19 protein-coding genes are annotated in these 24,727 nt (G+C 60.8%); 5 read left to right on the plus strand and 14 right to left on the minus strand.

Annotated features, from left to right (window positions below):
* From GGQ66_RS08115 to GGQ66_RS08165, 11 genes are all read right to left on the minus strand, one after another.
* Positions 1–1,065 (minus strand): FecCD family ABC transporter permease, encoded by a 1,065-nt coding sequence (locus GGQ66_RS08115; protein WP_183791266.1) that lies wholly within the window; start codon positions 1,063–1,065, stop codon positions 1–3.
* Positions 1,062–2,165 (minus strand): ABC transporter substrate-binding protein, encoded by a 1,104-nt coding sequence (locus tag GGQ66_RS08120; RefSeq protein ID WP_183791268.1) that lies wholly within the window; start codon positions 2,163–2,165, stop codon positions 1,062–1,064. Before GGQ66_RS08120 ends, GGQ66_RS08115 begins: the two co-directional genes overlap by 4 nt.
* Positions 2,166–2,376: 211 nt before the next feature.
* The gene (locus GGQ66_RS08125) at positions 2,377–2,751 is read right to left on the minus strand and encodes a hypothetical protein (RefSeq protein ID WP_370686312.1); all 375 of its coding nucleotides are present in this window, start codon (positions 2,749–2,751) and stop codon (positions 2,377–2,379) included.
* A gap of 132 nt (positions 2,752–2,883) precedes the next feature.
* Positions 2,884–3,582 (minus strand): DJ-1/PfpI family protein, encoded by a 699-nt coding sequence (locus GGQ66_RS08130; protein WP_237358826.1) that lies wholly within the window; start codon positions 3,580–3,582, stop codon positions 2,884–2,886.
* 218 nt (positions 3,583–3,800) lie between these two features.
* Positions 3,801–4,310 carry a copper chaperone PCu(A)C gene (locus tag GGQ66_RS08135; RefSeq protein ID WP_183791274.1) on the minus strand — a complete coding sequence of 170 codons (510 nt, stop codon included), beginning with the start codon at positions 4,308–4,310 and terminating at the stop codon, positions 3,801–3,803.
* 81 nt (positions 4,311–4,391) lie between these two features.
* Positions 4,392–5,216, minus strand: a complete 825-nt coding sequence (locus tag GGQ66_RS08140) for a DJ-1/PfpI family protein (RefSeq protein ID WP_183791277.1) — start codon at positions 5,214–5,216, stop codon at positions 4,392–4,394.
* Positions 5,217–5,237: 21 nt separating this feature from the next.
* A complete protein-coding gene (locus tag GGQ66_RS08145) occupies positions 5,238–7,406 on the minus strand; it encodes a TonB-dependent receptor (RefSeq protein WP_183791279.1) in 2,169 nt (722 codons plus the stop codon).
* Positions 7,407–7,444: 38 nt separating this feature from the next.
* The gene (locus GGQ66_RS08150) at positions 7,445–7,825 is read right to left on the minus strand and encodes a c-type cytochrome (protein WP_183791281.1); all 381 of its coding nucleotides are present in this window, start codon (positions 7,823–7,825) and stop codon (positions 7,445–7,447) included.
* Between the two features lie 43 nt (positions 7,826–7,868).
* Entirely contained in the window at positions 7,869–8,471 is a 603-nt protein-coding gene (locus GGQ66_RS08155; RefSeq protein WP_237358827.1) for an SCO family protein, read from the minus strand.
* A gap of 60 nt (positions 8,472–8,531) precedes the next feature.
* Positions 8,532–9,947 (minus strand): PepSY-associated TM helix domain-containing protein, encoded by a 1,416-nt coding sequence (locus tag GGQ66_RS08160; protein ID WP_183791283.1) that lies wholly within the window; start codon positions 9,945–9,947, stop codon positions 8,532–8,534.
* Positions 9,944–10,651, minus strand: coding sequence for a helix-turn-helix domain-containing protein (locus GGQ66_RS08165; protein ID WP_183791285.1), 708 nt, complete (start codon positions 10,649–10,651; stop codon positions 9,944–9,946). The genes GGQ66_RS08160 and GGQ66_RS08165 overlap by 4 nt, the downstream gene beginning before the upstream one ends.
* 1,123 nt (positions 10,652–11,774) lie before the next feature.
* Here GGQ66_RS08165 and GGQ66_RS08170 point away from each other — a divergent pair.
* Positions 11,775–13,148, plus strand: a complete 1,374-nt coding sequence (locus GGQ66_RS08170) for an ISNCY family transposase (RefSeq protein WP_183791287.1) — start codon at positions 11,775–11,777, stop codon at positions 13,146–13,148.
* 482 nt (positions 13,149–13,630) lie between these two features.
* Complete coding sequence (locus tag GGQ66_RS08175; RefSeq protein WP_183791289.1) at positions 13,631–13,798, plus strand: hypothetical protein; 168 nt, start codon at positions 13,631–13,633, stop codon at positions 13,796–13,798.
* A gap of 67 nt (positions 13,799–13,865) precedes the next feature.
* Here GGQ66_RS08175 and GGQ66_RS08180 read toward each other — a convergent pair whose 3' ends face one another.
* Genes GGQ66_RS08180 through GGQ66_RS08190 form a run of 3 tightly spaced genes read right to left on the minus strand, consistent with a single transcriptional unit; the run spans position 13,866 to position 17,054 of the window.
* Positions 13,866–14,870, minus strand: a complete 1,005-nt coding sequence (locus GGQ66_RS08180; protein WP_183791291.1) for a tyrosine-type recombinase/integrase — start codon at positions 14,868–14,870, stop codon at positions 13,866–13,868.
* Positions 14,863–15,825, minus strand: coding sequence for a tyrosine-type recombinase/integrase (locus tag GGQ66_RS08185; protein WP_183791293.1), 963 nt, complete (start codon positions 15,823–15,825; stop codon positions 14,863–14,865). The genes GGQ66_RS08180 and GGQ66_RS08185 overlap by 8 nt, the downstream gene beginning before the upstream one ends.
* Complete coding sequence (locus GGQ66_RS08190; RefSeq protein WP_183791295.1) at positions 15,822–17,054, minus strand: tyrosine-type recombinase/integrase; 1,233 nt, start codon at positions 17,052–17,054, stop codon at positions 15,822–15,824. The genes GGQ66_RS08185 and GGQ66_RS08190 overlap by 4 nt, the downstream gene beginning before the upstream one ends.
* A 412-nt stretch (positions 17,055–17,466) precedes the next feature.
* Here GGQ66_RS08190 and GGQ66_RS08195 point away from each other — a divergent pair, with 412 nt between their 5' ends.
* The 3 genes from GGQ66_RS08195 to GGQ66_RS08205 all read left to right on the plus strand — a co-directional run bounded on the left by GGQ66_RS08195 (position 17,467) and on the right by GGQ66_RS08205 (position 24,355).
* Positions 17,467–18,495 (plus strand): DUF3991 and toprim domain-containing protein, encoded by a 1,029-nt coding sequence (locus GGQ66_RS08195; protein WP_183791441.1) that lies wholly within the window; start codon positions 17,467–17,469, stop codon positions 18,493–18,495.
* Between the two features lie 73 nt (positions 18,496–18,568).
* On the plus strand, positions 18,569–19,174 hold the full coding sequence (locus GGQ66_RS08200) for a DUF1419 domain-containing protein (RefSeq protein ID WP_183791297.1): 606 nt from the start codon (positions 18,569–18,571) through the stop codon (positions 19,172–19,174).
* Between the two features lie 90 nt (positions 19,175–19,264).
* Complete coding sequence (locus GGQ66_RS08205) at positions 19,265–24,355, plus strand: helicase-like domain-containing protein (RefSeq protein WP_183791299.1); 5,091 nt, start codon at positions 19,265–19,267, stop codon at positions 24,353–24,355.
* Positions 24,356–24,727 lie beyond the last annotated feature (372 nt).

Consider the following 24,727-nt stretch of genomic DNA (forward strand, 5'->3'; position numbering starts at 1 on the left):
TTACACCGCACCTTTCCCGCCACGACGGATGATGATGGCAAAGAGGATCGGCACGCCGGCGACGGCAGTGATGATGCCGACCGGGATGACCGCACCGGGCGAGATGAACTTGCCGAAGACCGAAGCGCCGATCAGAATGATGGCGCCGGTCAAGGCCGATAGCGGCAGGGCGAAACGGTGATCCTCGCCCACAAGCGTTCGGGCCGCATGTGGAGCGATAAGGCCGATGAAACCGATCGTCCCGACGAAGGCGACGGCTGCTGCCGTCAGCAACGCCACCAGCAGGAAGGTACGCCGTCGCAAGGCCTCGACCGACAAACCGAGGCTGAGCGCATTGGCGTCACCGAGTCTCAGCGTCGTCAACGCCCAGGTGTCGCGCAGAACGAAAGGCAGGCAGGCGAAAAGGATTGTTCCCGTCACCGCAACGCTGGTCCAGGTGGATTTCAGCAGGCTGCCGAACAGCCAGAACACGATCTGTTGCAGCACCTCCGGCGAGGCGAGAAATTGCAGCAGCGATTGCACGGACTGGAAGAAGAACAGAACAGCGATACCACCGAGCACTAGAATTTCAGGCGTTGCGCTGCGAAGCCGGGCGATGAGATAGACAAGCCCACAGGCGACCAGCGTCATGGAAAAAGCCATGATGGGCACCACGAGGTAGCCGGGCAGGGGAATGAGGCCGCCAAACATGATCGCGAGAGCAGCTCCGAAACCGGCGGCCGCCGAAAAGCCGAGTGTGAAGGGGCTGGCCAGCGGATTGCCCAGAATGGTCTGCATCTGCAGGCCGGCAAGACCGAGACATGCACCGACCAAGACACCCATCAGCGTTTGCGGCATGCGCAATTGCCACAGAATGGTCGCAACCGCCCGGTCCGCACCGTTCGGCCCGGCCACAAGCCCGTGCCAGACATCCGCGAGTGGCATGCCGGATGGTCCCGTTGTGAGATCCAGGGTCATCAGAAGAAGAAGGCAAAGGCCAGCGGCGAGGATTGCTCCTAACCGCCGGGCAGATGCGCGACGATAACCGTCGCGCATCGCGTCTGCCGAAACAGCCGTGTCTGTCATTGTGCCTCGGCCTTGTAGGGCAGCACGAAGACGCCTTCAGCCTTGATCGGCAGCCAGGTGTCATAATAGTCACGGATGTTCTTTGCCGGGTCGACGTCCTTGAAGGCTGCGGGATAGAGCTGCTTGGCAATGTACTGCGCGTAGACATAATCCGACAGCGTTCGTGCGCCACCATGATAGAGGGCATGGACACCGCCATCCTTGACGGCGGGCAGGTCGCTCCAGCCGGGACGGGCGACATAGGCGCTCATGCGTTCACGGGCCAGCGCCGGATCAGCGCCAAAGCCGACGATGACGGCCTGCGGCTTGTTCAGCCACTCGGAGCCGGCGAGTAAGATCAGGTCAGGCTTCTGGGCCAGCACATATTCGGGGCTGAGTGGCCCCCAGTTGCCGATCTGGCCCTTGGCAATGTTCTGGCCGCCGAGCTTGTCGATCAAAGCGCCCCACATGCTCGAACCATAGGAGTTGCCGACTTCGGTCGCACCCTTTTGGGCGAGCTCGACATAGACCTTTCGGGTGGTCGGACCTGCCGTCTTGATGCGGGCGTCGATATCCTCGAAGGCGTGCTTGTAGTTGTCGGCGAGTTTTTCTGCCCGCGCCTCGGTCCCGAGAAGCTTGCCGAGCGCAAGCGTCGAGGCGATATGCTTTTCAACGGTCTGGGCGTTGTAATCGAGGGTAACAATCGGAATGCCGGCGGCTTCGATCTGCTTGATGCCTTCGCCGAGCGCATCGTAGTTCCAGGCGGCGAGGATCAACAGATCCGGCTTGGCGGCAATGACCTTCTCAATGGAAAATGTGTTGTCTTCCGTATTGCCGACATCCGGGATCGAGGCGAGCTTCGGCAGCGCTTTTTCGTAGGCCGCGAACTGGTTCGGGCGCCAGTCCTTCCACGTGGAAAGCGACAGCGCCACGACCTTGTCGAGCGCGCCGGGGCCGCCGATGGCAAGATAATCTTCGTAATAGAAGCCGAGCACGATGCGTTCCGGCACCTTGGGGACGGTTACCGTCCGGCCCTTTACATCGGTAACGGTGATATCGGCGAAGGCCTGCGCGGCAAGCGAAAGCAGACCGAAAGCCGTGGCGAGAAGTAGTTTCTTCATGGTGATTCCTCAGGATTCGCGAGCCTATTCAGCTCGGCATCGTGTTTTTGAAAAAGGAGAGGGCGCATGGCCGCGATGATCCGCTGTTGTGCGGAGGCGTTACGCGACGGAAGGCGGTGTGTTGTCCGGTCGTGCGGTTAAGATGACGCGGGCCTCAAGGCACGGCGTTACACGCAAGCACACGCAGACCAGCCTCAGAGCGAAGACCGGTTCAAGCGGTGTAGCTGGAAAAGGGTGGCGCACGGGGTGCGCTGTTCGGCGGAAAAAGCTGCCGGTACGTCGCTTCATGGCGAAGAGGCACGACGTGAGCCAGCGGTGTCGCGATGCGCTCGCCGGTGGTTGCCGGCGGTGGCGGCAGCAGGATCGATGCGCTGAGCCGGCAGGCCTCGCAGCCAGAACCTGGCGCGAAATCATGCGAATGCGCTTTGCCGTCATCATCTTGGCCAGGAAGGCAAAGAACGGGAAGTGTCCCATCCGGCAGGATGTATTCAGCGACGTCACCAGCGGGAACGGAGGCCGCAAAAACGACGGGAGGTTTGTGAGCCAAGCCAATGCAAAGCAGGGCAATCGCGCAAAGCACGCGCACCCAAGCCTCCCATGTCCTTAGCCGTCTTGCCATCCGTCACCTCTCGTGACGTTGACAGATAAAGGCGAAAACATGGCGGCACAAGCCGTCGGGAGAGATGAAGCCGTTTTGCCGCATGCTTGTCTGGGCAGCCTACCCCCGCCAGGAAGCAGCGAGGTCTTCTGCCTTTCGCCTGAAATCAGCGGCCATGTCGATCATAGCTTGTTTCACATCAACCGGTGCGGTCTCCATCGAGCCGGCGTTAAACGGGGGATCTGGGTCGTACTCTCCCATAAGCTGGGTGCATTCGGCGTAGATCTGGCCACGCAGTTCAGCGACCATCGACAGCCCGAAATCCAGCCCCGCAGTGACGCCGGCCCCGGTAATTCGGTTCCGATCCCGCACGACACGGGCATCCGTCGGGATTGCGCCAAAGCCGGCCAAGGCATCCCGGCATGACCAGTGCGAGGTCGCCTTGTAGCCATTGAGCAAACCGGCAGCACCGAGGATAAGCGAGCCTGAGCAGACACTGGTGACGTATTGCGCTCTCTTCCCCCGGTCTGACATGAAGGCAAGCGTTTCTGGGTCTCTTGCCGCTGAAAGTGTGCCCTCTGTGCCGCCCGGCGCGAACACCACGGTCAGATCGCGCGGGCAAGTTTCGAACGTTGCATCGGGCACGATGGTCAGCCCCGCGTCGCTGGTCACAGGCTCAAGTGACTTGGCGACGATATGAATTTTGGCTCCCATCAGAGAACCGAACATGCAATGCGGCCCGATGAGATCCATGACGGTCATGCCTGGATAGACCAGCATTGCGATCTCTTCATTTTCCATCCAGGGAACCTTGCTCATGTCGCGGTCCGTACCCCGGCCACTGTCGGGGAGCGGATGCTCCGCTGTTTGAGCCGCAGCCATACTAGGTGCAAAGGGTGCGAGCAGCGTGAGAAGGGAGGCCGTGCGGCGGGTTATGCCAGCCATGAACTGTTCCTTTCTGATAAAAATCCATAATCCCGGACAGTGTGCTTTTGAACGGGAACGGAAGCCGCCAATACGGGCGGCTCCCTTCGTGTTCAGTCCTTCTTCTGCATGGCGCCGTGATCATGCTTCATCGGCGCATCGCCGCCCTTGGCGGGGCCGGCGGGCGGGCCGACGGTGAACTCGACTTCAACCGGGCCGGCCTTTTCGAAGACGAGGGTGGCCTTGACCTTGTCGCCCTCCTTGAAGGGGTCCGCGACCTTCATGAACATGACGTGCAGCCCGCCGGGTTTCAGTTCCACGGTGGCACCGGCGGGCACGGCTATACCGCCGGGGAGTTCGCGCATCTTCATGACGTCGTTCTCGATCGCCATTTCATGCAGCTGGATGATGCCGGCACGGTCGGACGTTGCGGAAACCAGGCGGTCGTCGGTCTTGCCGTGGTTGATGATTTTCAGGAAACCGCCGCCGACCTGTGCGCCGGGCACCATGGCGCGCGAGTTGGGATGGACGATCTCCAGATCGCCGACCTTGAACTCGTGTGCCAGGAGCGGTGAGGCCATAAGCGCGAAGCCGAAGGCGATTGCATTGATCAGTTTTCTCATCATTTTCCTCCATGGGGCTGGTTGGTGAGGTTAAAGGGTCGGTCGGCAGCCCATGACCGGCCGGTAAACAGGTCGTGCGGATCAGAGGCCGAGCCTTGCGGCGGCTGTCTCAGCCGCCGCCTTTGCCGCGGCATCCATGCCTTTGCGGCGTTCGCGAGCTGCGACGGTGCGCTCCGGCCCGGCCTGCTGCGGCGTGCCGTTGGCAAAGGGCGGTTCGGGCGCATATTCGATGGTGAGCTGCACGGCGCGGGCGGCTTCCTCGCCGCCGATTTCAGCGGCAAGCGCCAGCGCGAAGTCGATGCCCGCTGTGACGCCGCCGCCGGTCATGCGGTTGCGGTCGCGTATCACGCGCCCCTCGACATGATGCGCGCCCATCAGCGGCAGCAGATCGGCGACGGTCCAGTGGGAGGTCGCGTCATACCCCTTCAGCAATCCGGCGGCGGCAAGCGCCAGTGTGCCGGTGCAGACGCCCGTTACCCATTTTGCGCGCGATCCGCGATCGGCAAGAAAGGCGCGGACCTGCGCATCGTTCATGCAGTCGATCGTTCCCATGATGCCACCGGGTACGAAGAGAACGTCGAGGTCCGCCGGGCATTCCGCGAAGGTCTGCGTGGCGGCGAGGGGAATGCCGACATCCGTCGAGACCGGGTTCCTGTCTTTCCAGACGAGTTGCACGTCGAAGCGCATGATGCGGAAAACGGTCATGGGGCCGATCAGGTCGAGCGCGACCATTTTCGGATAGATCAGCATGGCGATCTTCGGCGCATCCGGTGGAATGGCCATCATGCCCTTGCGTGGGGCCTCGGATGGCGCGGTGGCGTTGTCTGCAAGGGCGGGCAGGCTTCCGGTCGCCGCCAGCAGCGTGGTGAGCGTCAGGAGCGAACGTCGGTCGATATCCTGTGGCATGGAAACATCCTTTCTCGTGGATCAGAATTCGAATGTCGTGGAAACGAGGAAGGTGCGTGGGGCGCCGCGCGCTATGCCTGAGGCCTGTCCTGAGGCGGCAGACGCCCAGTAATCGCGATCGAACAGGTTTTCGACACCGGCGCGCAGCGTGATTGGCTTGCCGTTGTCGCGTTCATGGACGTAGCGTGCGCCCACATCGACCCGAGTCCAGCCGTCGATTTCCTGCGTGTTGGTCGCATTGACGAACTGCCTGCCGGTGTTGATGACGCGCGCCGAAAGCGTCAGCTTCTCGATGAAGGGTGTGTCCCATTCCAGTCCGGCATTGATCTGGTAATCAGGAACACCGATTGCCTTGCGATCATCGTTGGCGCCGTTTTGGGTCTTTGTCTGGCGACCGTCGATCAGCATGATGCCGCCAAGAATGCGAACGCCGTCGATGGGCTCACCGGAAACGTTGAATTCAACGCTCTGGTTGCGCTGTTCCCCGTCATAGGAAAAAACGTTGCTCACGGGATCGGTCAGGCTGTTCGGTTGGGTGATGCGAAATGCGCCGAGCGATGCGGTCCATGGGCCGAGATCGAGTTTCACGCCGGCTTCGATCTGGCGCGCCACGACCGGCGCGAAGACTTCCCCGGCATTGGCCGCTGTCGAAGGGGCGGTCGAGCCTTGCTGGAGGGCCTCCACGTAATTGGCATAGAGGCTGACATTCTCGAATGGCTTTATGACCAGGCCCGCGGCGGGCGAAATTTTCTGGTCGTCATAGGCGGAGGTGACGAGGCCGGTTGCTGCGGCATAATTGGTGTTCTCCACCTTCTGCCATCGTGCGCCGAGGGTCAGGAGAACCCGGTCGTCGGCCATGCTCATCGTATCGGCCAGCGCCAGGCTGGTGTAACGATGCGCGGCCGTCCGGTGGATGTCGTCGAGGTCGACAATTCCGGCAAGGCTCGGGGTGGCGACAGTCACCGGGTTGAAGATGTTCGAACTGAAGGATCCGAGCGTCGTGCGCGTGGCCTTCAGGTTCTGGTTCCAGCGGGCGAGCGCCAGCGTCAGATTATGTTCGACCGGCCCTGTTTCAGCCCTGCCGCGTATCCCGGCCTGTGCGGAATAGTGGATGCCATTCGATGGAAACGAATAGGCATTGCCGGTGTAGTCGCCATTGGTCTTCAGATTGGTCGGCTGGACGTAGATGCCGGTCGTTTCCGTGCCGCTGATACCGAAGGCGCCGAAAACCGTCCAGTCGTCGGCCAGGTCGTATTCGGCGCGGATCGTACCATAGGCATCTTTCGTTCTTACCCAGCTCCACGGCTGGGTAAGGCTGACCGTGGAAGAGGGCCGGGGAATGTCGGTTACACCGTTGGCGAGCGTCGCACTCCAGTCGGGAGAATCGATCTTCTGGCTTTGCAGTCCAAAGTCGCCGTAAAGACGAAAGCCTTCCCCCTCGTAATCGAGACTGAGGGCGGCGGCTCCCAACCGTTCCGACACGTCGTCCACGGCAAGGTCGCCGCCCCGAACGAGGCCGTTGAACCGCATGCCGAATTCCTTGTTGTCTCCGTAGCGGCGGCTGTAATCGAGATGCGTTGCGAATTCCCCGTCAGATACATAGCTTGTCGTGATCGAGGTCACCGGTTCGTTACCGGCGCGCTTTGGCACGATATTGATCGCACCTCCGATGGAACCGCCCAGCGATATGCCGTTCACAAAGGTGTCCGGCCCTTTCAGGATTTCGACGCGTTCGGCGAATTCCGCCGGATAGCGCTGCTTGGGCGCGATGCCGTAAAGCCCGTCAAAGCCCATATTATAGGAAAAGAGGTTAAAGCCGCGGATGGAATAGACGTCGCGATAACTGGAGCGTGGAAAGATCGCGCGAACGGAGGGATCGCTGGCGGCGACATCGGCGATGCTGCGCGCCTGCGTGTCGGCGATCAGCCTGGCGGTATAGGCGGTGACGTTGAAGGGTGTGCTCATGGCGTCGCGGTTGCCGAGCACGCCGAGCCCGCTCCCGGTTGCGACCTGTCCGCCCGGTGCGGCGGGCAGCAGGCGGCTTGTCTTGTTCGGAGCGGGTACGCCTGCCTGTCCTGACTGGACGACAATGGTTTCGAGCGTTGTGTCTGCCGTGTCTTCGGCAAGAGCCGGGGCGGTTGCCATCAACAGCGGCAGGGTGGTGAACGCCTTGAAGCGTGTGCGGATCATGATTGTTCCTGTGCTTATCGAGTGCGAAAGCTTGATGCTCATGGTGCCGGGTTTTTGAGATAGGCGATCAGGTCTGCGATCTCTTCCGGGCTCTTGAGGCCGGCAAAGGCCATGCGTGTGCCTTTGACAAGATCCTTGGGCTTGGGAAGGTACTGGCCGAGCAGAGCCTCGTCCCAGACCTTGCCGGCGGCCCCAAACTCAATCATTCCCGGCGAATATTTGAAGCCGTCTACGGTCGCGACATTGCGACCGATGAGGTTATGGAGGCTTGGGCCAACCTTGTTCTTGTCTTCGGTCGCCGTGTGGCAGGCGGAACATTGCTTCTTGAACACAGCAGCACCCTCTACCGCATCGCCATCGGCAAGCGCGGGCATGGAAAAAGCGGTGGTGACGGCAAGAGCGATCAGCGGAATGCGCATGGTTTCGGTTCCTTTCGGTTGTCGGTGAGATCGAAGGGGGCGATCACGCCCCGTCTTCCCTGATGAGCTTGCGGATTTTCTCGACGGCCGAGGCGGCATCCTCGCGATAGGCAATAGTGCCGCGAAACCGGCCCTGCGAGTCGAGCAGCAGGACGGAGGCGGTGTGGTCCATCGTGTAGTCACCGTCGTCCGTCGGCACCTTGGCGAAATAGATCCGCCAGCTTTTGGCAACCTTGGACATTTCGGCGAGATCGCCGGTGATACCGGTGACCCTGTCCGTGAAGGCCGCGGCATAGCTGTGCATCAGTTCCGGGCTGTCGCGCTCCGGATCGACCGAGAAGAAGAAAGCTTTGACGTTTTTCGCCTCAGGACCCAGCGTTTCGAACCAGCCCGCCATTTCGTAGAGCGTCGTCGGGCAAACTTCGGGGCAGCGGGTAAATCCGAAATACACAAGCGAGGGATGGCCTTCGAGTGCCTTTTCGGTGATTGGCTGACCGAGGTCGTCGGTTAGCGAGAATGGCGTGCCGTAGCTCACCACCATTTCCGGTCTGGTCTGCCACATATAGACGATCAGGCCCGTCAGCAGAGCCATGACGAGGACGAGACTGGCGATGACGATCCGCATCGGGTTTGCTTTTTGCGCCATGAACACATCTCCTTCATTGCGTCGGGATAGCCGGGGGACAGATACGTCCCCCGGCCGGTTTCAGCTGAGCGCCCGCTTCAGCGGCGGAACGCGCCGAAAGAGGACAAGATCGAGGAGGAGAACGGTGACAAGGACGGCGCCGGTCAGCGGGAAAAGCAAGGAGACGCCGACCATGATGAGCGCGCCGGTCTTCCAGAGCGGTCCGGGTTCGGAAACGACCGGTGCGAATAGTCTGACTGTTGCGCCTTTTGGACGCCGCTTCCACCACATTACGATGCCGCTGACCGACAGGAAGATGACCGACAGACAGAATGCCGTGACCAGCGTGACATTCCACCAGCCCATGTCGCCCTCGTGGAAGGCGATCCCAACGGCCATCGCTTTGCCGGCTGCGCCATAGTCGCTGAAGCCGACGTCCGCGAGAACCTTGCCGGTGTAGCGGTCGAGATGAACGGTGCGGTCCGACGTCGGATCGGCAGCATCATTGCTCATCGTATCCCGCGCAATGGTCCAGACACCTGTTTCTCCGGCCGGAAAGCCCAACTGGAAGCGCCCGTCGAAGCCGATCGAACGGGCGAAGCCCACGACACTGTCCAGATCGACCGGCGTGCCGGCGGTAATGCCTGCCTGACCGGCGGCAGAGCCGGAGGCCGGCATCGGCGTCTGTTCGAGGGTCCAGGGAACTTCCTTGATGCCACCGTGGTTCATGCTTGCATGGGTGGTGTCGGAAAGTGGCACGTTATCCCACTTTTCCGCCGGAAAGGTGCTCCAGGCCTGGGTGAATTTGTCGCCCCAGATTCCGGCCCAGCTCAGACCGGACAGCAGGAAGGCAAGAAGGATGAGCGAGGCATAAAAACCCACCGTCAGATGCAGGGATTTCCACAACTGTCGGCCCTTGTGGGCGAACTGCGGCACAAGCACGCTTGAAAAGCTGGCGCCATCGCGCGGCCACCAGAGATAAAGTCCGGTTATGATGAGGACGATCCCGAAGCCTGCGGCAATCTCGATCAAGCGGTCTCCGAGATCGCCGATCAGCAGGGTGCCGTGGATCTTGTTGGCGAGGTCGTAAAGCGCATTGCGCCGCTCCCAGCTTCCGAGAACCGCGCCGTTGAAAGGATCGACTGCCACCATCGTTGACTGGTCGTTGTGATTGACGCGGAAGATCGCTGGTTGATCGGACGAGCGCGGGGCGATGTATTGCTTCAGCGTCCCGTCGGCAATGGTCGCCAGGGCGGCATTTGCTTGTTGCGAGACGGCAATCTCCGTCTGGCCCGGCGTGACAGCATAATACTTTTCGCCATCGCGGCCGACGAGAACGGATGACCAGAGCATGATCAGGCCGGTAACAGCCAGCATGACAAGGAAGGGCGCGACATAAAGACCGGCGTAGAAATGCCAGCGCCAGGCAGTGAAATAAAACCGGCGGGAGAGCGCGGACGCTGGCTTCGTGGTCGAAGCGTCAGTGACGATAGTCATCGGCGTGAACCTTTGGGAGAGCTGTAATTGCTTCCTGAATGTTCCTGTCCGGCAGCAAGTGCCGAGAGGCCATTCGGGTCGGTGATGGAAACCAGTTCGGGTGAGCGGAAATCGATCAGGCCCGATCGCTTGAACCGGTTCAGGCAGCGGCTGACGGTTTCGAGTGTAAGGCCCAGCCAGTCGGCAAGGTCGGCGCGCGTCAGATAGAGGATGAAGCCGATGGCGCGCGTTGGCCTGATCGACGGCTTTGCGAATTGCGCAGCAAGATCGAGAAGCGCGGTCGCGACGCGTTCCCGCGCCGTCTTGCGGCCAAGAAGTATGGCATGGTCCATAGACCGTTGCAGCATGATGCGGATTTCGGCCGCGATGCGATCCGCATTTCGCCAATCCGCTGTGACCGGTTCAAGGCGTGTATGCGTGATCGTAATCGATGAGCACGCATGGGCATCCGCGATCCCCGGTCCGAGGATGCGTCCGGGGCCGAGAATGTCGAGAATCTGGCGGCGGCCGTCTGAAAGTGATCGGTAGAGAGCAACGCAACCCTCCACGATTTCGAGGAATGACGGACCGCTGGCGTGCGAAAGGCCGGCACGCGGCGTGAGCGAAACCGACTTAGCATAAAAAGTCCCGGGCTTACCGAATTGTGCGGAAATACCCTTCGGTATATCCGTTGTCGGCAACCCCGCAAAGGGTACGGAAAGCATGGTGAATTATCCGGCGGAACGCCGGACAGGGATCGCTTTCACGTTCCTGTTCCGGCGCAGGCTAAAAAACAGTTACGCCGGAGCGCAACTGCGGTTCAGGCAATCAGGCCGGAAAGTGGTGGGCCGCGAGGGCTGGCATTGGGAGGAAAAAGCTGGCGATAGAACGCCTCGATACGCGGCGGGAGCAGAACGGCAAGCGTGGAGCGTATCCGCTCGCCCGCTGTCTCGGGCGGGGAAGGCAGGATGGTAGAAGCGCTGAGCCGGCATGCTTCACAACCCGATCCCAGGCCATGTGAATGGGATTTTCCGTCGTCAGCCTGACCAGGAAGGCAGAGAACGGGGAACGTTCCATCAGGCAGTATGTATTGTGAAAGGTCCTCGGCAGGGATCGCAGGAGCTGCAAGGACTGGCGGTTTATGGGCAAATCCTACGCAAAAGAGCGCCACTGCGCACAAAATACGCAGCCAAGCCCCCCAGTCCGCCGGTTTGCCCCAAATCCTCATCGCCAATGGATAACCCTGAATTCCGGTTGGCGCAATGTGGTCGGCTTTCGCTATCGTGGATACGTGATTGAGAAGATCTTAGCTGCCGTCGAAAAGTTCCAATGGTTGCCAAGTTCAACTGCCCGCGACGAGCATCAGTCAACCCAATGGTCGCCAAGAGCGTCCATTCCCATGACTTTGCACCCAAAAACCTCCAATCCGTTCATTGCCTGCCCTCGCGGGGTGATCCGTTTGGAATGTTAGTGCATGCTCGGTCTGCTGGCCACGGCCGGTGTGAAGCCGGTCCGTTCTGTCGCTGCGTCAGGTGCTTTTGGCCTATAGCTCAGCTATGAATGAGGATGATCTGACGGCGGTTGAGGTTCCGCAATGGATCTGCCAAATTGAACGTCATCAAGCGCGCGTTCCAGAGCTTCGATGCAAACAGGATCCAAGGCCGATCGCTGCGATAATCTGGTTTCAGAGCCTTGTTCCTACGCGGGCACTTTCCGGCAATAATTCCAAAAAGTTCCATAATTCATATTACGTCATATTCTCTTGTAGCCGCAAAGTTAAAGTGTCCTGTTTCTGCAAAGTTGGAATGTCACACTTCCCAGGTCTGAATGACGTCTGGGAGATTGCAGATGGGATTGATAGCGATGAGCGAGCGCGATCTGCAGCGGATCGAGATTTTATCGAAGGTGGTCGCCGGCCGGATGACGTTGGTGTCGGCGGCGCATGTGCTTGATCTGAGCGAGCGCCAGGTGCGTCGACTGCTGGAGCGAATACGGACTGGCGGCGCGGCGTCGATGCGGCACAAGGCGATTGGGCGACCATCGAACAATCGGATTAGCGACGGCGTTCGGGATTATGCGATGACGCTGGTTCGCGAACGTTATGCGGATTTTGGTCCGACGTTGGCGACGGAGAAGCTTACCGAGCGCGATGGTCTGTGTGTGTCGCGCGAGACGGTGCGCGGTTGGATGTCGGAGGCCGGGCTATGGTTGTCACGCAAGCAGCGGCGGACGTTTCATCAGCCTCGGTTGCGACGTGAGGCTTATGGCGAACTGGTGCAGATCGATGGGTCGGAGCACCGCTGGTTCGAGGATCGCGGACCGCCCTGCTCGCTGCTGGTGTTTGTCGATGATGCGACCGGTAGGCTGATGCAGCTTCGCTTTGTACGCTCGGAAAGTGCCTTCACCTATTTCGAGGCGCTGGAGCTCTATCTCAATCGTCATGGCGCACCGATAGCCTTCTATTCCGACAAACATTCGGTGTTTCGGGTGGCGAAAAAGGATGCCAGGGGTGGCCAGGGCATGACCCAGTTCGGGCGTGCGCTTTGCGAGTTAAATATCGAGATTCTTTGTGCAAACTCGAGCCAAGCCAAAGGTCGAGTTGAGCGGATGAACCGGACGCTGCAGGATCGGTTGGTCAAGGAACTGCGGCTGGCAGGGATCGCCACCATGGAGGCGGGCAATGCATTTCTGCCTGGCTTCATCGATGACTACAATGCGCGCTTTGCGGTCACCCCTGCCCGTTCGGAAGACCTGCACCGGCCGCTGAATCTGGCGCCGGATCGGCTATCCGAGATCCTGTGCAAGCGTGAGCAGCGTTATGTGGGATCGCAACTGACGTTCTCGTTCGAGCGCCAGCGGATCATGCTGGAGGAGAGCGACGTAACGCGTGGCCTGGTCGGCCGTTATGTCGAGACTTATGCCTATGCGGATGGCCGGCTGGACGTACGTTGGAAAGGCCATTGCCTGCCCTATCAGGTGTTCGACAAGGACCAGCGGGTGACGCATGCGGCGATCACCGAGAACAAGCGGCTGGGGGATATTTTGGCTTATATCAAGGAGCGCCAGGATCAGCAGGAAAAGCCGGTCGTGAAGAGCAACAGCGACAAAAACGGCTACAAGCCACGCGGACGCAAGCCAGGTCCACGAAGAGATTACATGAATGATCCGGCCGTCATTGCTCGGCGGGAAAAAGCGCTGTCACGGCAGCAGGCTGCGGAATGAGGTGTCTCAAGGCTAAAGCCGAAGGGACGTATCTACCACCCGCGCCCGACCACGCTTGCAACCCCGACCAGCCGCATGCTCGGGCGCTGATCAGCGTGCGGTTGATGGGCCTGTGACATTCTAACTTTGCACAGCCGCGGACATTCCAACTCATCCGCCACATCTCTAAAGCGTTGTAATAGCAGTAGAATTCACCAGTTTTGACGTGGTCTGTCGTCATCTTAGCACAAGTCTCAGCCAGCAGCTTGTCAACCTCCAGACCGAAGAACGTGTGCTGTCAGATTGGGGCACCAGAAGCATTCCAATCCCGCTTCTTGTGACGGCGTCCTGGATCAGGTCCGGATCTCCGTCGATCAACCCGTAAAGGGTCGGCTGGCAAGCTGCCGCCGCTCCGTCTTCGTCTCCGCGGTGATCGCGACCGTCCCTGTTCCTTTGAGGAGCCATCAGCGGGAATTGGCCCGCTTCCGATGGAGCACCTTAAAATGGCACACGATCTTTCCCTCGCCCAGTCTCACGCCTTCCACCTCTGCAATAACCTGATGGTCCCCATCACTCTGTTCAAATCCGGCGACGAATTCGGCGTCCTTCCGTCCGACGAACTCGATGACGAAGACGATCTTGAGATCGTGCATGAATATGCGCCGTTCTAGATTATGCTCAGCTCGCGAGCAGCCGCCCGGACGAGCGGGCGGCTGCCGGCAGACAAGCATCACATAATCAGAGCGATTGCAGGAAGTGCATGAGTTTGTCAGGCGGCCGATAGCGTACGCCAGTCGCGGTGACCGGCTGAAGTCGGCTGAGTGCCACCTCCTTCATTGCAAGATCGGCCTCCATATAGATATGCGTTGTGCTTGTATCCTCGTGCCCGAGCCAAAGCGCGATCACGGTGAGGTCGACGCCGGACTGCAGCAGGTGCATTGCGGTCGTATGCCGGAAGGTATGTGGCGATATCGCTTTCGCCATGACCGACGGGACTTCCTGGCCCGCAGCTTCAACGGCGAAGTCGAGGCGTTGCCTTACGCTGGAGCGAGATAGCCGACCGCCAGAACTATTGGGAAAGAGATACGCGTCCGGCCGACGATCACGGAGATCTTGCATCCATCGCTTCAGCGAACGTGCGGTTTCAGTCCAAAGCGGCACGCTTCGGCGCTTCCGCCCTTTTCCATGCAGGTGAACGACCGGTGCGGTCTCCAGAATGACACTGCCGACCTGAAGGTCGATGGCCTCGGACACGCGCGCGCCGGTGTTGTAGAGAAACGCGAACAGCGCCCGGTCCCGGCGACCGGCCCAGGTTTTTGGATCAGGTGCATTGATGATCGCGTGAACTTCGGGCCGGGTGAGATAGCCGAGCACAGGCTTATCGTGCCGCTTCTGTGGGACGGCGAGGCTGCGCTCAATCACCGCCAAGGCGGTTAGATCCTCGTGTGCGGCATATTTGAGGAATACGCGGATGGCGGAGAGGCGGGCGTTTCTGCTCCTGACGCTATTGGCCCGTTCACGCTCAAGGTGGTCCAAGAAGGCCAGGATTAGGTCGGCGTTGAGGTCGGGCAAGGTCACGTCAGTCGGGGATTTCCCGATCCGCTTCTCCGCGAAGGCCAGCAGTAGCTTGAACGTATCCCGATAGGCCGCGACCGTGCAGGGGCTCACCGCTCGTTGCTGGCGCAGATGATCCACGAAGAAGCGCTGCAGCAGGGTTGGAAAGGAAGGTGTTATATCAGTCATCGAGGTCGCCTCCGACGGTAGCCGCATCTTCGAAGCGGTTGCCGGCAATCGCCATGAGCTCGGGCACACTCTCGATATACCAATAGGTATCGCGCAAATTGACGTGCCCGACATAAGTGGACAACATCATCATCGCGGCATCGATCTCGGCTCCACTCTGCTGCCAGAGGATAAGCCGGCGACATATGAAGCTGTGGCGAAGGTCATGGATGCGCACGAACGGATGGCCACCGCGCGGCCGGATCCCCAATCTCTGGGTAATCCGGAACCAGGCATGCCAGGCGTTCATGTAGGTCAGCATCTTGCCGGACAGTTCGCTCAAGAAGACCGGATCGGTCGGGCTGGATGGGAACATCGCGTTTCGTCGATCAAGAAAGTTTTCGAGCGCGGCAACAGAGGTCGGGTGGAGGGCGACAAGGCGCTGACGACCATATTTCGCTTCGCGGACTAAAATCTGCGCCGCTTCAAGATCCAGATCGCGGAGCAGGAGACTGAGCGCCTCTGATATCCGCAGCCCGGTCGCGGCCAGCAGCCCGACCAGGGCGGGCATCATGAGCGTCCCAGCGGCCTGAACGCGGCGGATATGATGCGCCTCGGCGATGATGGCCGTGATCTCTTCGATAGTGAAGATATGCGGGGCAAGCCGACGTTTCGTCCGACCGAAGGGATTGGTGGCTGGGAAAGTGGTTTCGCCATACTCCGCCGCGAGAAAGTTGGCGAATGGCCTCAACACCTCCAGGCGTTTTGCCCAGGTGAAGGGGTCGGCAATGGTCGCGTTGGCCTTCGCCCAGCGGAGCGCGATATCGGAAGAGAGGGTGCCTTCGTGTCCTTTGTCGTCGGCATACCGGGCAAAGGAGATGATCTGCCTCCCCGAAGTTTTCAGCTTAAAGCCAAGGCTTCGGCGATATGCGAGGTAGGTCTCGGCGCGAGAGAGCATAGTGACTGATCTGATCATGCGCACGCTCCCGGCCAAGGAAGGGCCACGGCCGCCAACCTGTTTTGATCCACGCGAGCATAGCCCGCCGTCGTCACCACGCTCCTGTGCCGCATCACGTCCGCAACCTGCTTCATCGGCACGGCGCCGTTGACCAGGCGGCTCGCAATCGTGTGGCGGAAGATATGGATTCGTGTGCAGTCCCAGCCCAATCGCTCGTAAACTGCATAAACCGATCGCTGCACCGCGCGCGGGGTGATCGGCTCTCCGATAGGCGCTACATGCCGGACGAAGATCTCCCTGCGTTGCGTGGCTTGCCTCTCGCGGACGAGATAGTCGGCGATCGCTTCACCGGTCGCGAATGGGAGCGGCATAGGGTCAGACCGGCGTGACTTGGTGGATGGCACCCGGATCAGCCCTTTCTCCCAGTCGATGTCATCGAGCGTCAGGCGAGTTATCTCAATTGACCGCATTCCCAGGTCGGCCAGACATCTTACGATGGCATGAACTCTTTTTCGGGTTTGGCCGATTTCCGCCGAGACCTCCAACAATTGCTCCAACTCCGCAGGGCTGAAGCCTGTTTGAAGTTTGGTCGGGCTTCTCATCGCCGGCGCTGGTATGGCTCTCTTCAGGCGACGAACGTCATCGCCCATCAGCGTTCGATATCGCAGATAGCATCTGACCGAGCCCGCATAGCTACGAATGGTGGCAGGCTTCCATCTGCTCTCGCCGAGCACGAACTGTCGGATGTGCAAGGGGGTCAGGTCGGCCATATCGGCACGGCCGTCTCTTATACTGCCAACGAGAAGTCGCCGGACGATATTGATATGCTTGCGGCGTGAAGCCTCGGACAAACCCCAAACTCCGGCTAGCATGGCGTCGAATGCCAGGACTTCGCGAGCAATCGCCGACAGGTTCGCGGGTGGGATCAGGCGCAGCGCCCTCATTTTCACCGCGAGGTTCAAAGCGTATCGCATCGCCTTCACCCCCGTGCGCATTTTCCAGAAGCAGGAGCAGCCATTCTGGTGCTCAGCAAGGAACGCCTCGATGTGATCGGTGCTAAAGCGGCCCATGGCGACATCACGGGCGGCCAGCCAATAGCCAAAGTGGAGGACGACGGCGGTATATTGGCGCCGGCGCGCGGCCTCATAATCATGGCGCTCACAATGGTCTTGGACCATCCGGGCGAGCGGCGACAGAATGTTTCCGGGGTCTTCGGTTCGAAGACGGAGGTGTAGTGGGGTCGGCAATTGCGTTCTCCTGTTCTGTTGAGAGTTGCAATTGCCAGGTTGCCTTCGTTTCGCTGCCCGACGCTGAGGACTGCGGCTCAGCGAGCCGATTATGTGCAGTTGAAAAGCGGAAATGCCCTGCCAGACAGGGCGTTTGAGCATGAGGTGACCATAAGTCACCACGGCGCATATTCGTGCTTATGCGGAGGTGAGCATAAGCACGAGTATTTCCCGCACGGCTCTCATTGAGAGCCGCCTTTCTCTGCCGCTGGCGACCTGTCGGCCGCAAGGGAAGCTGCGCCGCAGCGCTCTGCTGCAACTTTTGTCAGTTGCGCATTGCGCCCTTGCCCCCTCCGCTCGTCGCGGCGGGACAGAGGTGGCCCGCAGATTGCGGGAATGAAGAAGGGGCGGCTGCGAGGCGGCCGTGGAAAATATGAAACGAGAAGAATTAGAGGCGCTGCGCGCTAGGGTCAGTTGCGAAGCCCTACTGGAGCAGGCTGGATACGAAGTCGATCTGAAAGAAAGCACGCGTCGTGCCGTCAAATACCGGCATGGTGGCGACATCATTATTGTGACCCATGACGGACGAGGCTGGTTCAATCCGCTGGGTGACGAGAAGGGTGACGTCTTTCGTCTCGCGATGTTTCTGGAAAAGGCCACGTTCCCAGCTGCCGCGGAAGCTGTCGCAGCGCTTGTCGGGTTTCACCTCTCCCGCCCGCAATGGAACCCGGCGCAGCCTATGATGTCAGGTGAGGTCATTGGTGATCGTTGGCGACGCCGGCGGGCGCCTTGGTCTGGGTCGGGCGCGTGGCGCTATCTGTGCTGGGCACGTTGGATCCCGGCGACAATTGTGCGGCAGGCAATTCAGGAGGGTGTCCTCCGCGAAGGACCCTTTGGGAGCATGTGGGCGGCCCATGTCGATAGCAAGGGCTGCCTCGTCGGTTGGGAAGAGCGTGGATCCGACTGGCGGGGATTTTCTACCGGCGGCTCGAAGGTTCTTTTCCGCTTCGGTCCAGACGATGCTTCCCGCCTTTGCGTTACCGAGGCAGCGATCGACGCGATGAGCCTCGCAGCGCTCGAGGGTTCGCGCGAGGGCACACTCTATCTCAGCACCGGCGGCGGGTGGTCTTCGGCAACAGATGCCGCGCTCTGCGAACTCGCCGTGCGGCTGGGACTGACCCTGGTGGCTGCGACGGATGCCAATCCCCAAGGAGACATCTACGCAGAGCGATTGCGTGCGCTCGCCGAGGCGTCCGGCTGCGACTGGCAGAGGCTACGTCCGCCCGCGGACGACTGGAACGAGGTTCTGAAAGCCAAGGAAAAGGAGAGACGGGAAAAGAGAATGGAGACGAAGATGAGGCCTGCCGCATGCGCGCCGGCCGCATCAAGGGAGGCTTCGCCCGGCAAGAGCCGGCCCTTGACGAGCCCGGACGCGAGGCCGGCTGCTCGGCAGGGGTCATGAAGGACTGAAGAGGATGGTGAGGTCGAAACGACAGTGCTGCCTTCGGTCCCCAAACCCCGAAAGGATCAAGCCGATGACCTCGATATCCCTCCCCCGCAAAGTGTTTCAGGGTGTGGCCAAACGTGCCGACATGTTCCGGATGTTCGACCGGCACGCCAAGCACCCAGATCGTTTTAAAAGTGCTCAGTCCGCCACCTATGCCGGCGAATGGTTCGAGATCGACGAGATCTCCTACGGCTATATGTTCGACATCCTTCCACCCCTCTGGATGCGTGGACCGATATTTGCGATGCGTGAGTTCATGACGGGTTCCGTGACCTCGGTCTTCTATGCGATCCGGATCGATGACGCCGTCCGCTATTTCCACACGTACTGCGACCTGTCAGATCCGAACGCGGTCGAGGCCATGCGCTCCTCGATCCTTGATCGCGAAACCCGACCCGTTCGAGCGATGAGCCGAGAGGAACGGCTCGAGCACATCTGGAGCACCACCGCGGACGACTATCGCGGTTATGCCGGCCCCCGCTGGCCGAAGCCGGTGCAAGGCCATCGCACGGTCATGCTCTATGGCGGCAAGGAAGGGACGTTCCTGAAGCTGCTCGATACGCTCAGTGACGACGAAATCGCGGCCAAGCTGCCGGTGCATCTGCGCCACCTCCCCACGGTCTTGGCGGCCTAAGCCAGAACCAATCCCCACAATCCGAGCGCTTCAGCCGGTCGAATCCTCGACCGGACGATTACGCACGGACGCTTTTAGAAGGAACTTTTCATGAGCAATGATCCCTTTACCTTCGACATGTTCGGCAGCTCTGCCCTGTCCTCCGGGCTCAGGCTTGGTGTGACCGCGTTTGGCGGTTTCTCTCCCGATGCTGCCAATGATGATGACCCGGATCCCACTCCGCCTGCACCAGCCCCTGCCCTCCCCGTCATTGCCGCGCCTGCTCGGCGAGCAGGGTCTCAAGCAAACTTCTATCTTGACGATGACCGCAAGTTGGGTGCCACCTGGAAGGATCGCGCCCGCGCGAATGTCGCGGCGATCCTCGTCGCCGACGGCATTGCCAAGCAGGACCGGCCGGCAACACTCACGGAACAGGCGCAGCTGATCCGCTTCACCGGCTTCGGCGCCGGCGATCTGGCCAGTGGTATGTTCCGCCGGCCTGGCGAGGTCGATTTCCGGGAGGGTTGGGATGAGCTCGGCTCTTCGCTCGAAACCGCGGTCTCTGAGGCTGACTATGCGTCGCTCGCCCGCTGCACTCAGTATGCGCATTTCACGCCCGAGTTCATCATCAGGGCGATCTGGACGGGGATCCAGAAACTCGGCTGGCGCGGCGGCCGGGTGCTGGAGCCCGGAATTGGGACTGGCCTGTTTCCGGCTCTTATGCCGGAGCGCTATCGTGACGCCGCCTATGTTACCGGTGTAGAGCTCGATCCGGTCACTGCCCGCGTCGTCCGTCTCCTTCAGCCAAAGGCCCGGATCATCAATGGCGACTTCGCCCGCACCGATCTGGCGCCGATCTACGATCTCGCCATCGGCAACCCGCCCTTCTCCGATCGCACAGTCCGTTCGGATCGCGCCTACCGATCGCTTGGGCTGCGCCTGCACGATTACTTCATCGTCCGGTCGATCGATCTCCTGAAGCCCGGCGCCCTTGCCGCCTTCGTGACTTCACACGGCACGATGGACAAGGTCGATACGACGGCCCGTAAGCATATCGCCAGATCGGCCAACTTGATCGCGGCGCTCCGGTTGCCCGAGGGCAGCTTTCGCCGCGACGCCGGCACGGATGTCGTCGTCGATATCCTTTTCTTCCGCAAGCGCAAGCTCGGTGAACCGGAGGGCGACCAGCTGTGGCTGGATGTCGACGACGTTCGGCCAGCGAGCGACGACGAAGGAGCAATCCGCATCAACGGGTGGTTTGCTAGCTATCCGGATTTCGTGCTCGGCACCCACGCGCTGACGTCAGGACCGTTCGGCGAAACCTATACATGCCGGCCACACGGCGGCGAGGATCTCGAAACCGCCCTTTCCGCTGCTATCGATCTCCTGCCCACCGATCTCTACGACGGCGAGCCGACACCCATAGATATCGATCTGGAGGACGAGCTTGGCGAGATCGTCGATCTGCAGTCGAAAGGAGGCCCCGTTCGCGAGGGCAGCTTCTTCCTCGATCAGTCGAACGGCCTGATGCAGATGCTCGATGGATCGGCCGTGCCTGTCACGGTCCGAAAGGGGCGTACTGGTGATGGGATCTCGGAAAAGCATATCCGGATCATTTCGAAGTTGATCCCGATCCGTGATGCCGTGCGCGAGGTGTTGAAGGCGCAGGAGACCGCTCGGCCCTGGCGTGACCTTCAGGTGCGGCTCCGTATCGCCTGGTCGAGCTTCGTCCGCGATTTCGGACCGGTCAACCATACGACCGTTTCCATTCAGGAAGACGCGGAGACCGGCGAGATCAAGGAAACCCACCGCCAGCCGAACCTGGCACCTTTCCGCGACGATCCGGATTGCTGGCTGGTCGCCTCGATCGAGGAATACGATCTGGAGACCGACACGGCGAAGCCCGGTCCGATTTTTTCCGAACGGGTGATCGCGCCGCCGTCTGCGCCGACGATCACCTCCCCTGCAGATTCGCTTGCGGTCGTGCTGAATGAACGCGGCCATGTCGATATCGACCATATCGCCGAGCTGCTCCACAGCGATCCCGCTGATGTGGTCGACGAATTGGGCGAGGCCATCTTCCGCGACCCGGCCGATGGATCATGGCAGACAGCGGACGGATATCTCTCGGGTGCGGTTCGCACCAAGCTCGCGGCAGCGCAGGCTGCAGCCGAGCTCGATCCGACCTATGAGCGTAATGTCCGCGCATTGACCGATGTCCAGCCGGCCGATCTTCGCCCCTCCGACATCACCGCGCGTCTCGGCGCGCCATGGATCCCGGGCGCCGATGTCGTCGCCTTCGTGAAGGAGAAGATGGACGCCGATATCCGCATCCATCATATGCCGGAGCTCGGCTCCTGGACGGTGGAGGCGCGGCAACTCGGCTATAGTGCCGCCGGGACATCGGAATGGGGCACCAGCCGCCGCCATGCCGGCGATCTGCTTGCCGATGCGCTGAACAGCCGGGTGCCGCAGATCTTTGACGTCTTCAAGGGTGTCGATGGCGAGCGCCGCGTGCTCAATGTCGTTGATACCGAGGCCGCCCGCGACAAGCTGCAGAGGATCAAGCAGGCGTTTCAGGACTGGGTCTGGACCGATCCCGATCGCACCGATCGGCTGGCCCGCGACTACAACGACCGCTTCAACAACATCGCGCCGCGCAAATTCGACGGTTCCCATCTTAAACTTCCCGGCGCCTCAGGCGCCTTCGTTCTTTATGGGCATCAGAAACGCGGCATCTGGCGGATCATCGCCGATGGCTCGACCTACCTCGCCCATGCCGTCGGCGCCGGCAAGACGATGACCATGGCCGCCGCCATCATGGAACAGCGCCGGCTCGGCCTGATCGCCAAGGCGATGCTCGTCGTGCCCGGCCATTGCCTGGCGCAGGCGGCCCGCGAATTCCTCGCCCTCTATCCCAATGCCCGCATTCTCGTCGCCGACGAGACCAACTTCACAAAGGATAAGCGCGCCCGTTTCCTGTCACGCGCTGCGACGGCGACCTGGGATGCGATCATCATCACGCATTCGGCCTTCCGGTTTATCGCCGTGCCGTCTGCCTTCGAACAGGAGATGATCCAGGACGAGCTTCAGCTCTATGAGGACCTGCTGACCAAGGTCGATAGCGAGGACCGCGTCTCGCGCAAGCGCCTCGAGCGGCTGAAAGAAGGTCTGCAGGAGCGCCTCGAAGGCCTCGCCACACGCAAGGATGACCTGCTGACAATGTCGGAGATTGGTGTCGATCAGATCGTCGTCGACGAGGCGCAGGAGTTCCGAAAGCTGTCCTTCGCCACCAACATGTCGACGCTGAAGGGTATCGATCCCAACGGTTCGCAACGCGCCTGGGATCTCTATGTGAAATCCCGCTATATCGAGACGCGGAACCCGGGCCGTGCGCTGGTCCTCGCGTCCGGCACGCCGATCACCAACACGCTCGGAGAAATGTTCTCGATCCAGCGCCTGCTCGGCCGCGAGGCACTTGCGGAACGTGGATTGCATGAGTTCGACGCCTGGGCGTCGTGCTTCGGCGACACGACGACCGAGCTCGAGATCCAGCCGTCCGGCAAGTACAAGCCCGTCAGCCGCTTCGCGAGCTTCGTCAACGTGCCCGAGCTCATCGCCATGTTCCGGACCTTTGCCGACGTCGTCATGCCGGACGATCTTCGCCAATATGTGAAGGTGCCAAACATCTCGACTGGCCGGCGTCAGATCCTGACGGCCAAGCCGACGGCGCTCTTCAAAACCTATCAGCAGATGCTCGATGGCCGTATAAAGGCGATCGAAAGGCGCGAAGGGCCGGCCAAGCCCGGCGACGACATCCTGCTGTCGGTCATCACCGATGGCCGCCATGCGGCAATCGACCTGCGCTTCGTCATGCCGGCGGCCGAGAACGAGGCGGACAACAAGCTCAGTCTGCTTGTGCGCAATGCTCATCGGATCTGGATGGAGACCAGTGAGGCCATCTATCGCCGCCCTGATGGCAAGGATTTCGACCTGCCCGGCGCCGCTCAGATGATCTTTTCCGATCTCGGCACGGTCAATGTGGAAAAGTCCCGAGGCTTTTCCGCCTATCGCTTTATTCGAGACGAGCTGGTCCGGCTCGGTGTGCCGCCATCACAGATCGCCTTCATGCAGGATTTTAAGAAGACCGAGGCCAAGCAGAGGTTGTTTGGCGATGTACGAGCTGGAAAAGTCCGCTTCCTGATTGGCTCCTCGGAGACGATGGGTACTGGCGTCAACGCCCAGCTTCGGCTGAAGGCGCTCCACCATCTCGATGTCCCGTGGCTGCCATCGCAGATCGAACAGCGGGAGGGTCGGATCGTCCGTCAGGGTAATCAGCACGACGAGGTCGATATTTTCGCCTATGCCACGGAGGGTTCACTCGATGCCAGCATGTGGCAGAACAACGAGCGGAAAGCCCGGTTCATATCAGCTGCGCTTTCCGGCGATACGTCGATCCGGCGCCTGGAAGACGTCGGAGAAGGGGCAGCCAACCAGTTTGCCATGGCCAAGGCCATTGCCTCAGGCGACGAACGTTTGATGCAAAAGGCCGGACTGGAGGCCGATATCGCCCGGCTCGAACGACTGCGCGCAGCCCACGAGGATGACCAATATGCCGTGCGCCGGCAGATGCGCGAAGCCGAGCGCGAGATCGAGGTCTCGACCCGGCGCATCGAGGAGATAGGCCAGGACATTGTACGCCTCCGACCAACCGGTGGCGACGCCTTCACCATGACGGTGCTCGGCCAGGACCATACCGAACGCAAGGAGGCCGGCCGCGCGCTGATGAAGGAGATCCTCACGCTTCTGCAGCTGCAGCAAGAGGGCGAGGTGCATCTGGCGACGATGGGTGGCTTCGATCTCGTCTACGAGGGTGAGCGCTTCGGCAAAAGCGATGGTTATCGCTACCAGACGCTGCTTCAGCGGACCGGCGCGGAGTACGAGATCGATCTGGCGATCACGGTCACGCCGCTCGGTGCCATATCCCGACTTGAGCATGGCCTCGACGGTTTCGAAGAGGAACTGCACCAGTATCGTCGGCGTCTCGAAGAGGCTGAGCGCCGTCTGCGTTCTTATCAGTCGCGCATCGGCGGTGCATTCCAGTTTGGCGATGAGCTCGGCGCTAAAAAGAAGCAACTTCGCGACGTCGAGGAGCAACTGGCGGCCTCCGCTATCGCTGATGCAGAAACGATTGCTGCATAAGAAGGCAAGCCCAGCCTGGCCCAGCGGCCGGGCTCCAGTCCCGTCGCTGCAATGATGGGGTCGAGACTTGTAATTTCTCGACCTCATCCATATCTGACAATTACTTCCCGTTCAGATGATGTCCTGCACATGGCGCTTGGCCATGGCTTTCGGCGTCGTCCGGGTTAGACAAAGGGCGCTCCCCTCGCGGGTCGAGCGCCCTTTTTGCGTTTTCGCTTCTTGGAAAGGTCCCGGGGCGCCATTCGCGCCGCAGTCTGCGCGGACCGGTCTTTCCATAGAGTAACGAAGGAGAAGAAGGAGGAAATGAACCGATCGCTGATCGGTCCTCCTGCCGACGCGGTTGCTCAACCGCCACCTGCGCCATCCCGGCCA

The sequence above is a fragment of the Allorhizobium borbori genome (assembly GCF_014196535.1).
GTDB lineage: Bacteria > Pseudomonadota > Alphaproteobacteria > Rhizobiales > Rhizobiaceae > Ectorhizobium > Ectorhizobium borbori.

Bases quoted from the DNA above. Each gene is read 5' to 3' on its own strand.
- GGQ66_RS08115 (WP_183791266.1), bottom strand. From the start codon at position 1,065: ATGACAGACACGGCTGTTTCGGCAGACGCGATGCGCGACGGTTATCGT.
- GGQ66_RS08120 (WP_183791268.1), bottom strand. From the start codon at position 2,165: ATGAAGAAACTACTTCTCGCCACGGCTTTCGGTCTGCTTTCGCTTGCC.
- GGQ66_RS08130 (WP_237358826.1), bottom strand. From the start codon at position 3,582: ATGAGCAAGGTTCCCTGGATGGAAAATGAAGAGATCGCAATGCTGGTC.
- GGQ66_RS08135 (WP_183791274.1), bottom strand. From the start codon at position 4,310: ATGAGAAAACTGATCAATGCAATCGCCTTCGGCTTCGCGCTTATGGCC.
- GGQ66_RS08140 (WP_183791277.1), bottom strand. From the start codon at position 5,216: ATGCCACAGGATATCGACCGACGTTCGCTCCTGACGCTCACCACGCTG.
- GGQ66_RS08145 (WP_183791279.1), bottom strand. From the start codon at position 7,406: ATGATCCGCACACGCTTCAAGGCGTTCACCACCCTGCCGCTGTTGATG.
- GGQ66_RS08150 (WP_183791281.1), bottom strand. From the start codon at position 7,825: ATGCGCATTCCGCTGATCGCTCTTGCCGTCACCACCGCTTTTTCCATG.
- GGQ66_RS08155 (WP_237358827.1), bottom strand. From the start codon at position 8,471: ATGGCGCAAAAAGCAAACCCGATGCGGATCGTCATCGCCAGTCTCGTC.
- GGQ66_RS08160 (WP_183791283.1), bottom strand. From the start codon at position 9,947: ATGACTATCGTCACTGACGCTTCGACCACGAAGCCAGCGTCCGCGCTC.
- GGQ66_RS08165 (WP_183791285.1), bottom strand. From the start codon at position 10,651: ATGCTTTCCGTACCCTTTGCGGGGTTGCCGACAACGGATATACCGAAG.
- GGQ66_RS08170 (WP_183791287.1), top strand. From the start codon at position 11,775: ATGGGATTGATAGCGATGAGCGAGCGCGATCTGCAGCGGATCGAGATT.
- GGQ66_RS08175 (WP_183791289.1), top strand. From the start codon at position 13,631: ATGGCACACGATCTTTCCCTCGCCCAGTCTCACGCCTTCCACCTCTGC.
- GGQ66_RS08180 (WP_183791291.1), bottom strand. From the start codon at position 14,870: ATGACTGATATAACACCTTCCTTTCCAACCCTGCTGCAGCGCTTCTTC.
- GGQ66_RS08185 (WP_183791293.1), bottom strand. From the start codon at position 15,825: ATGATCAGATCAGTCACTATGCTCTCTCGCGCCGAGACCTACCTCGCA.
- GGQ66_RS08195 (WP_183791441.1), top strand. From the start codon at position 17,467: ATGAAACGAGAAGAATTAGAGGCGCTGCGCGCTAGGGTCAGTTGCGAA.
- GGQ66_RS08200 (WP_183791297.1), top strand. From the start codon at position 18,569: ATGACCTCGATATCCCTCCCCCGCAAAGTGTTTCAGGGTGTGGCCAAA.
- GGQ66_RS08205 (WP_183791299.1), top strand. From the start codon at position 19,265: ATGAGCAATGATCCCTTTACCTTCGACATGTTCGGCAGCTCTGCCCTG.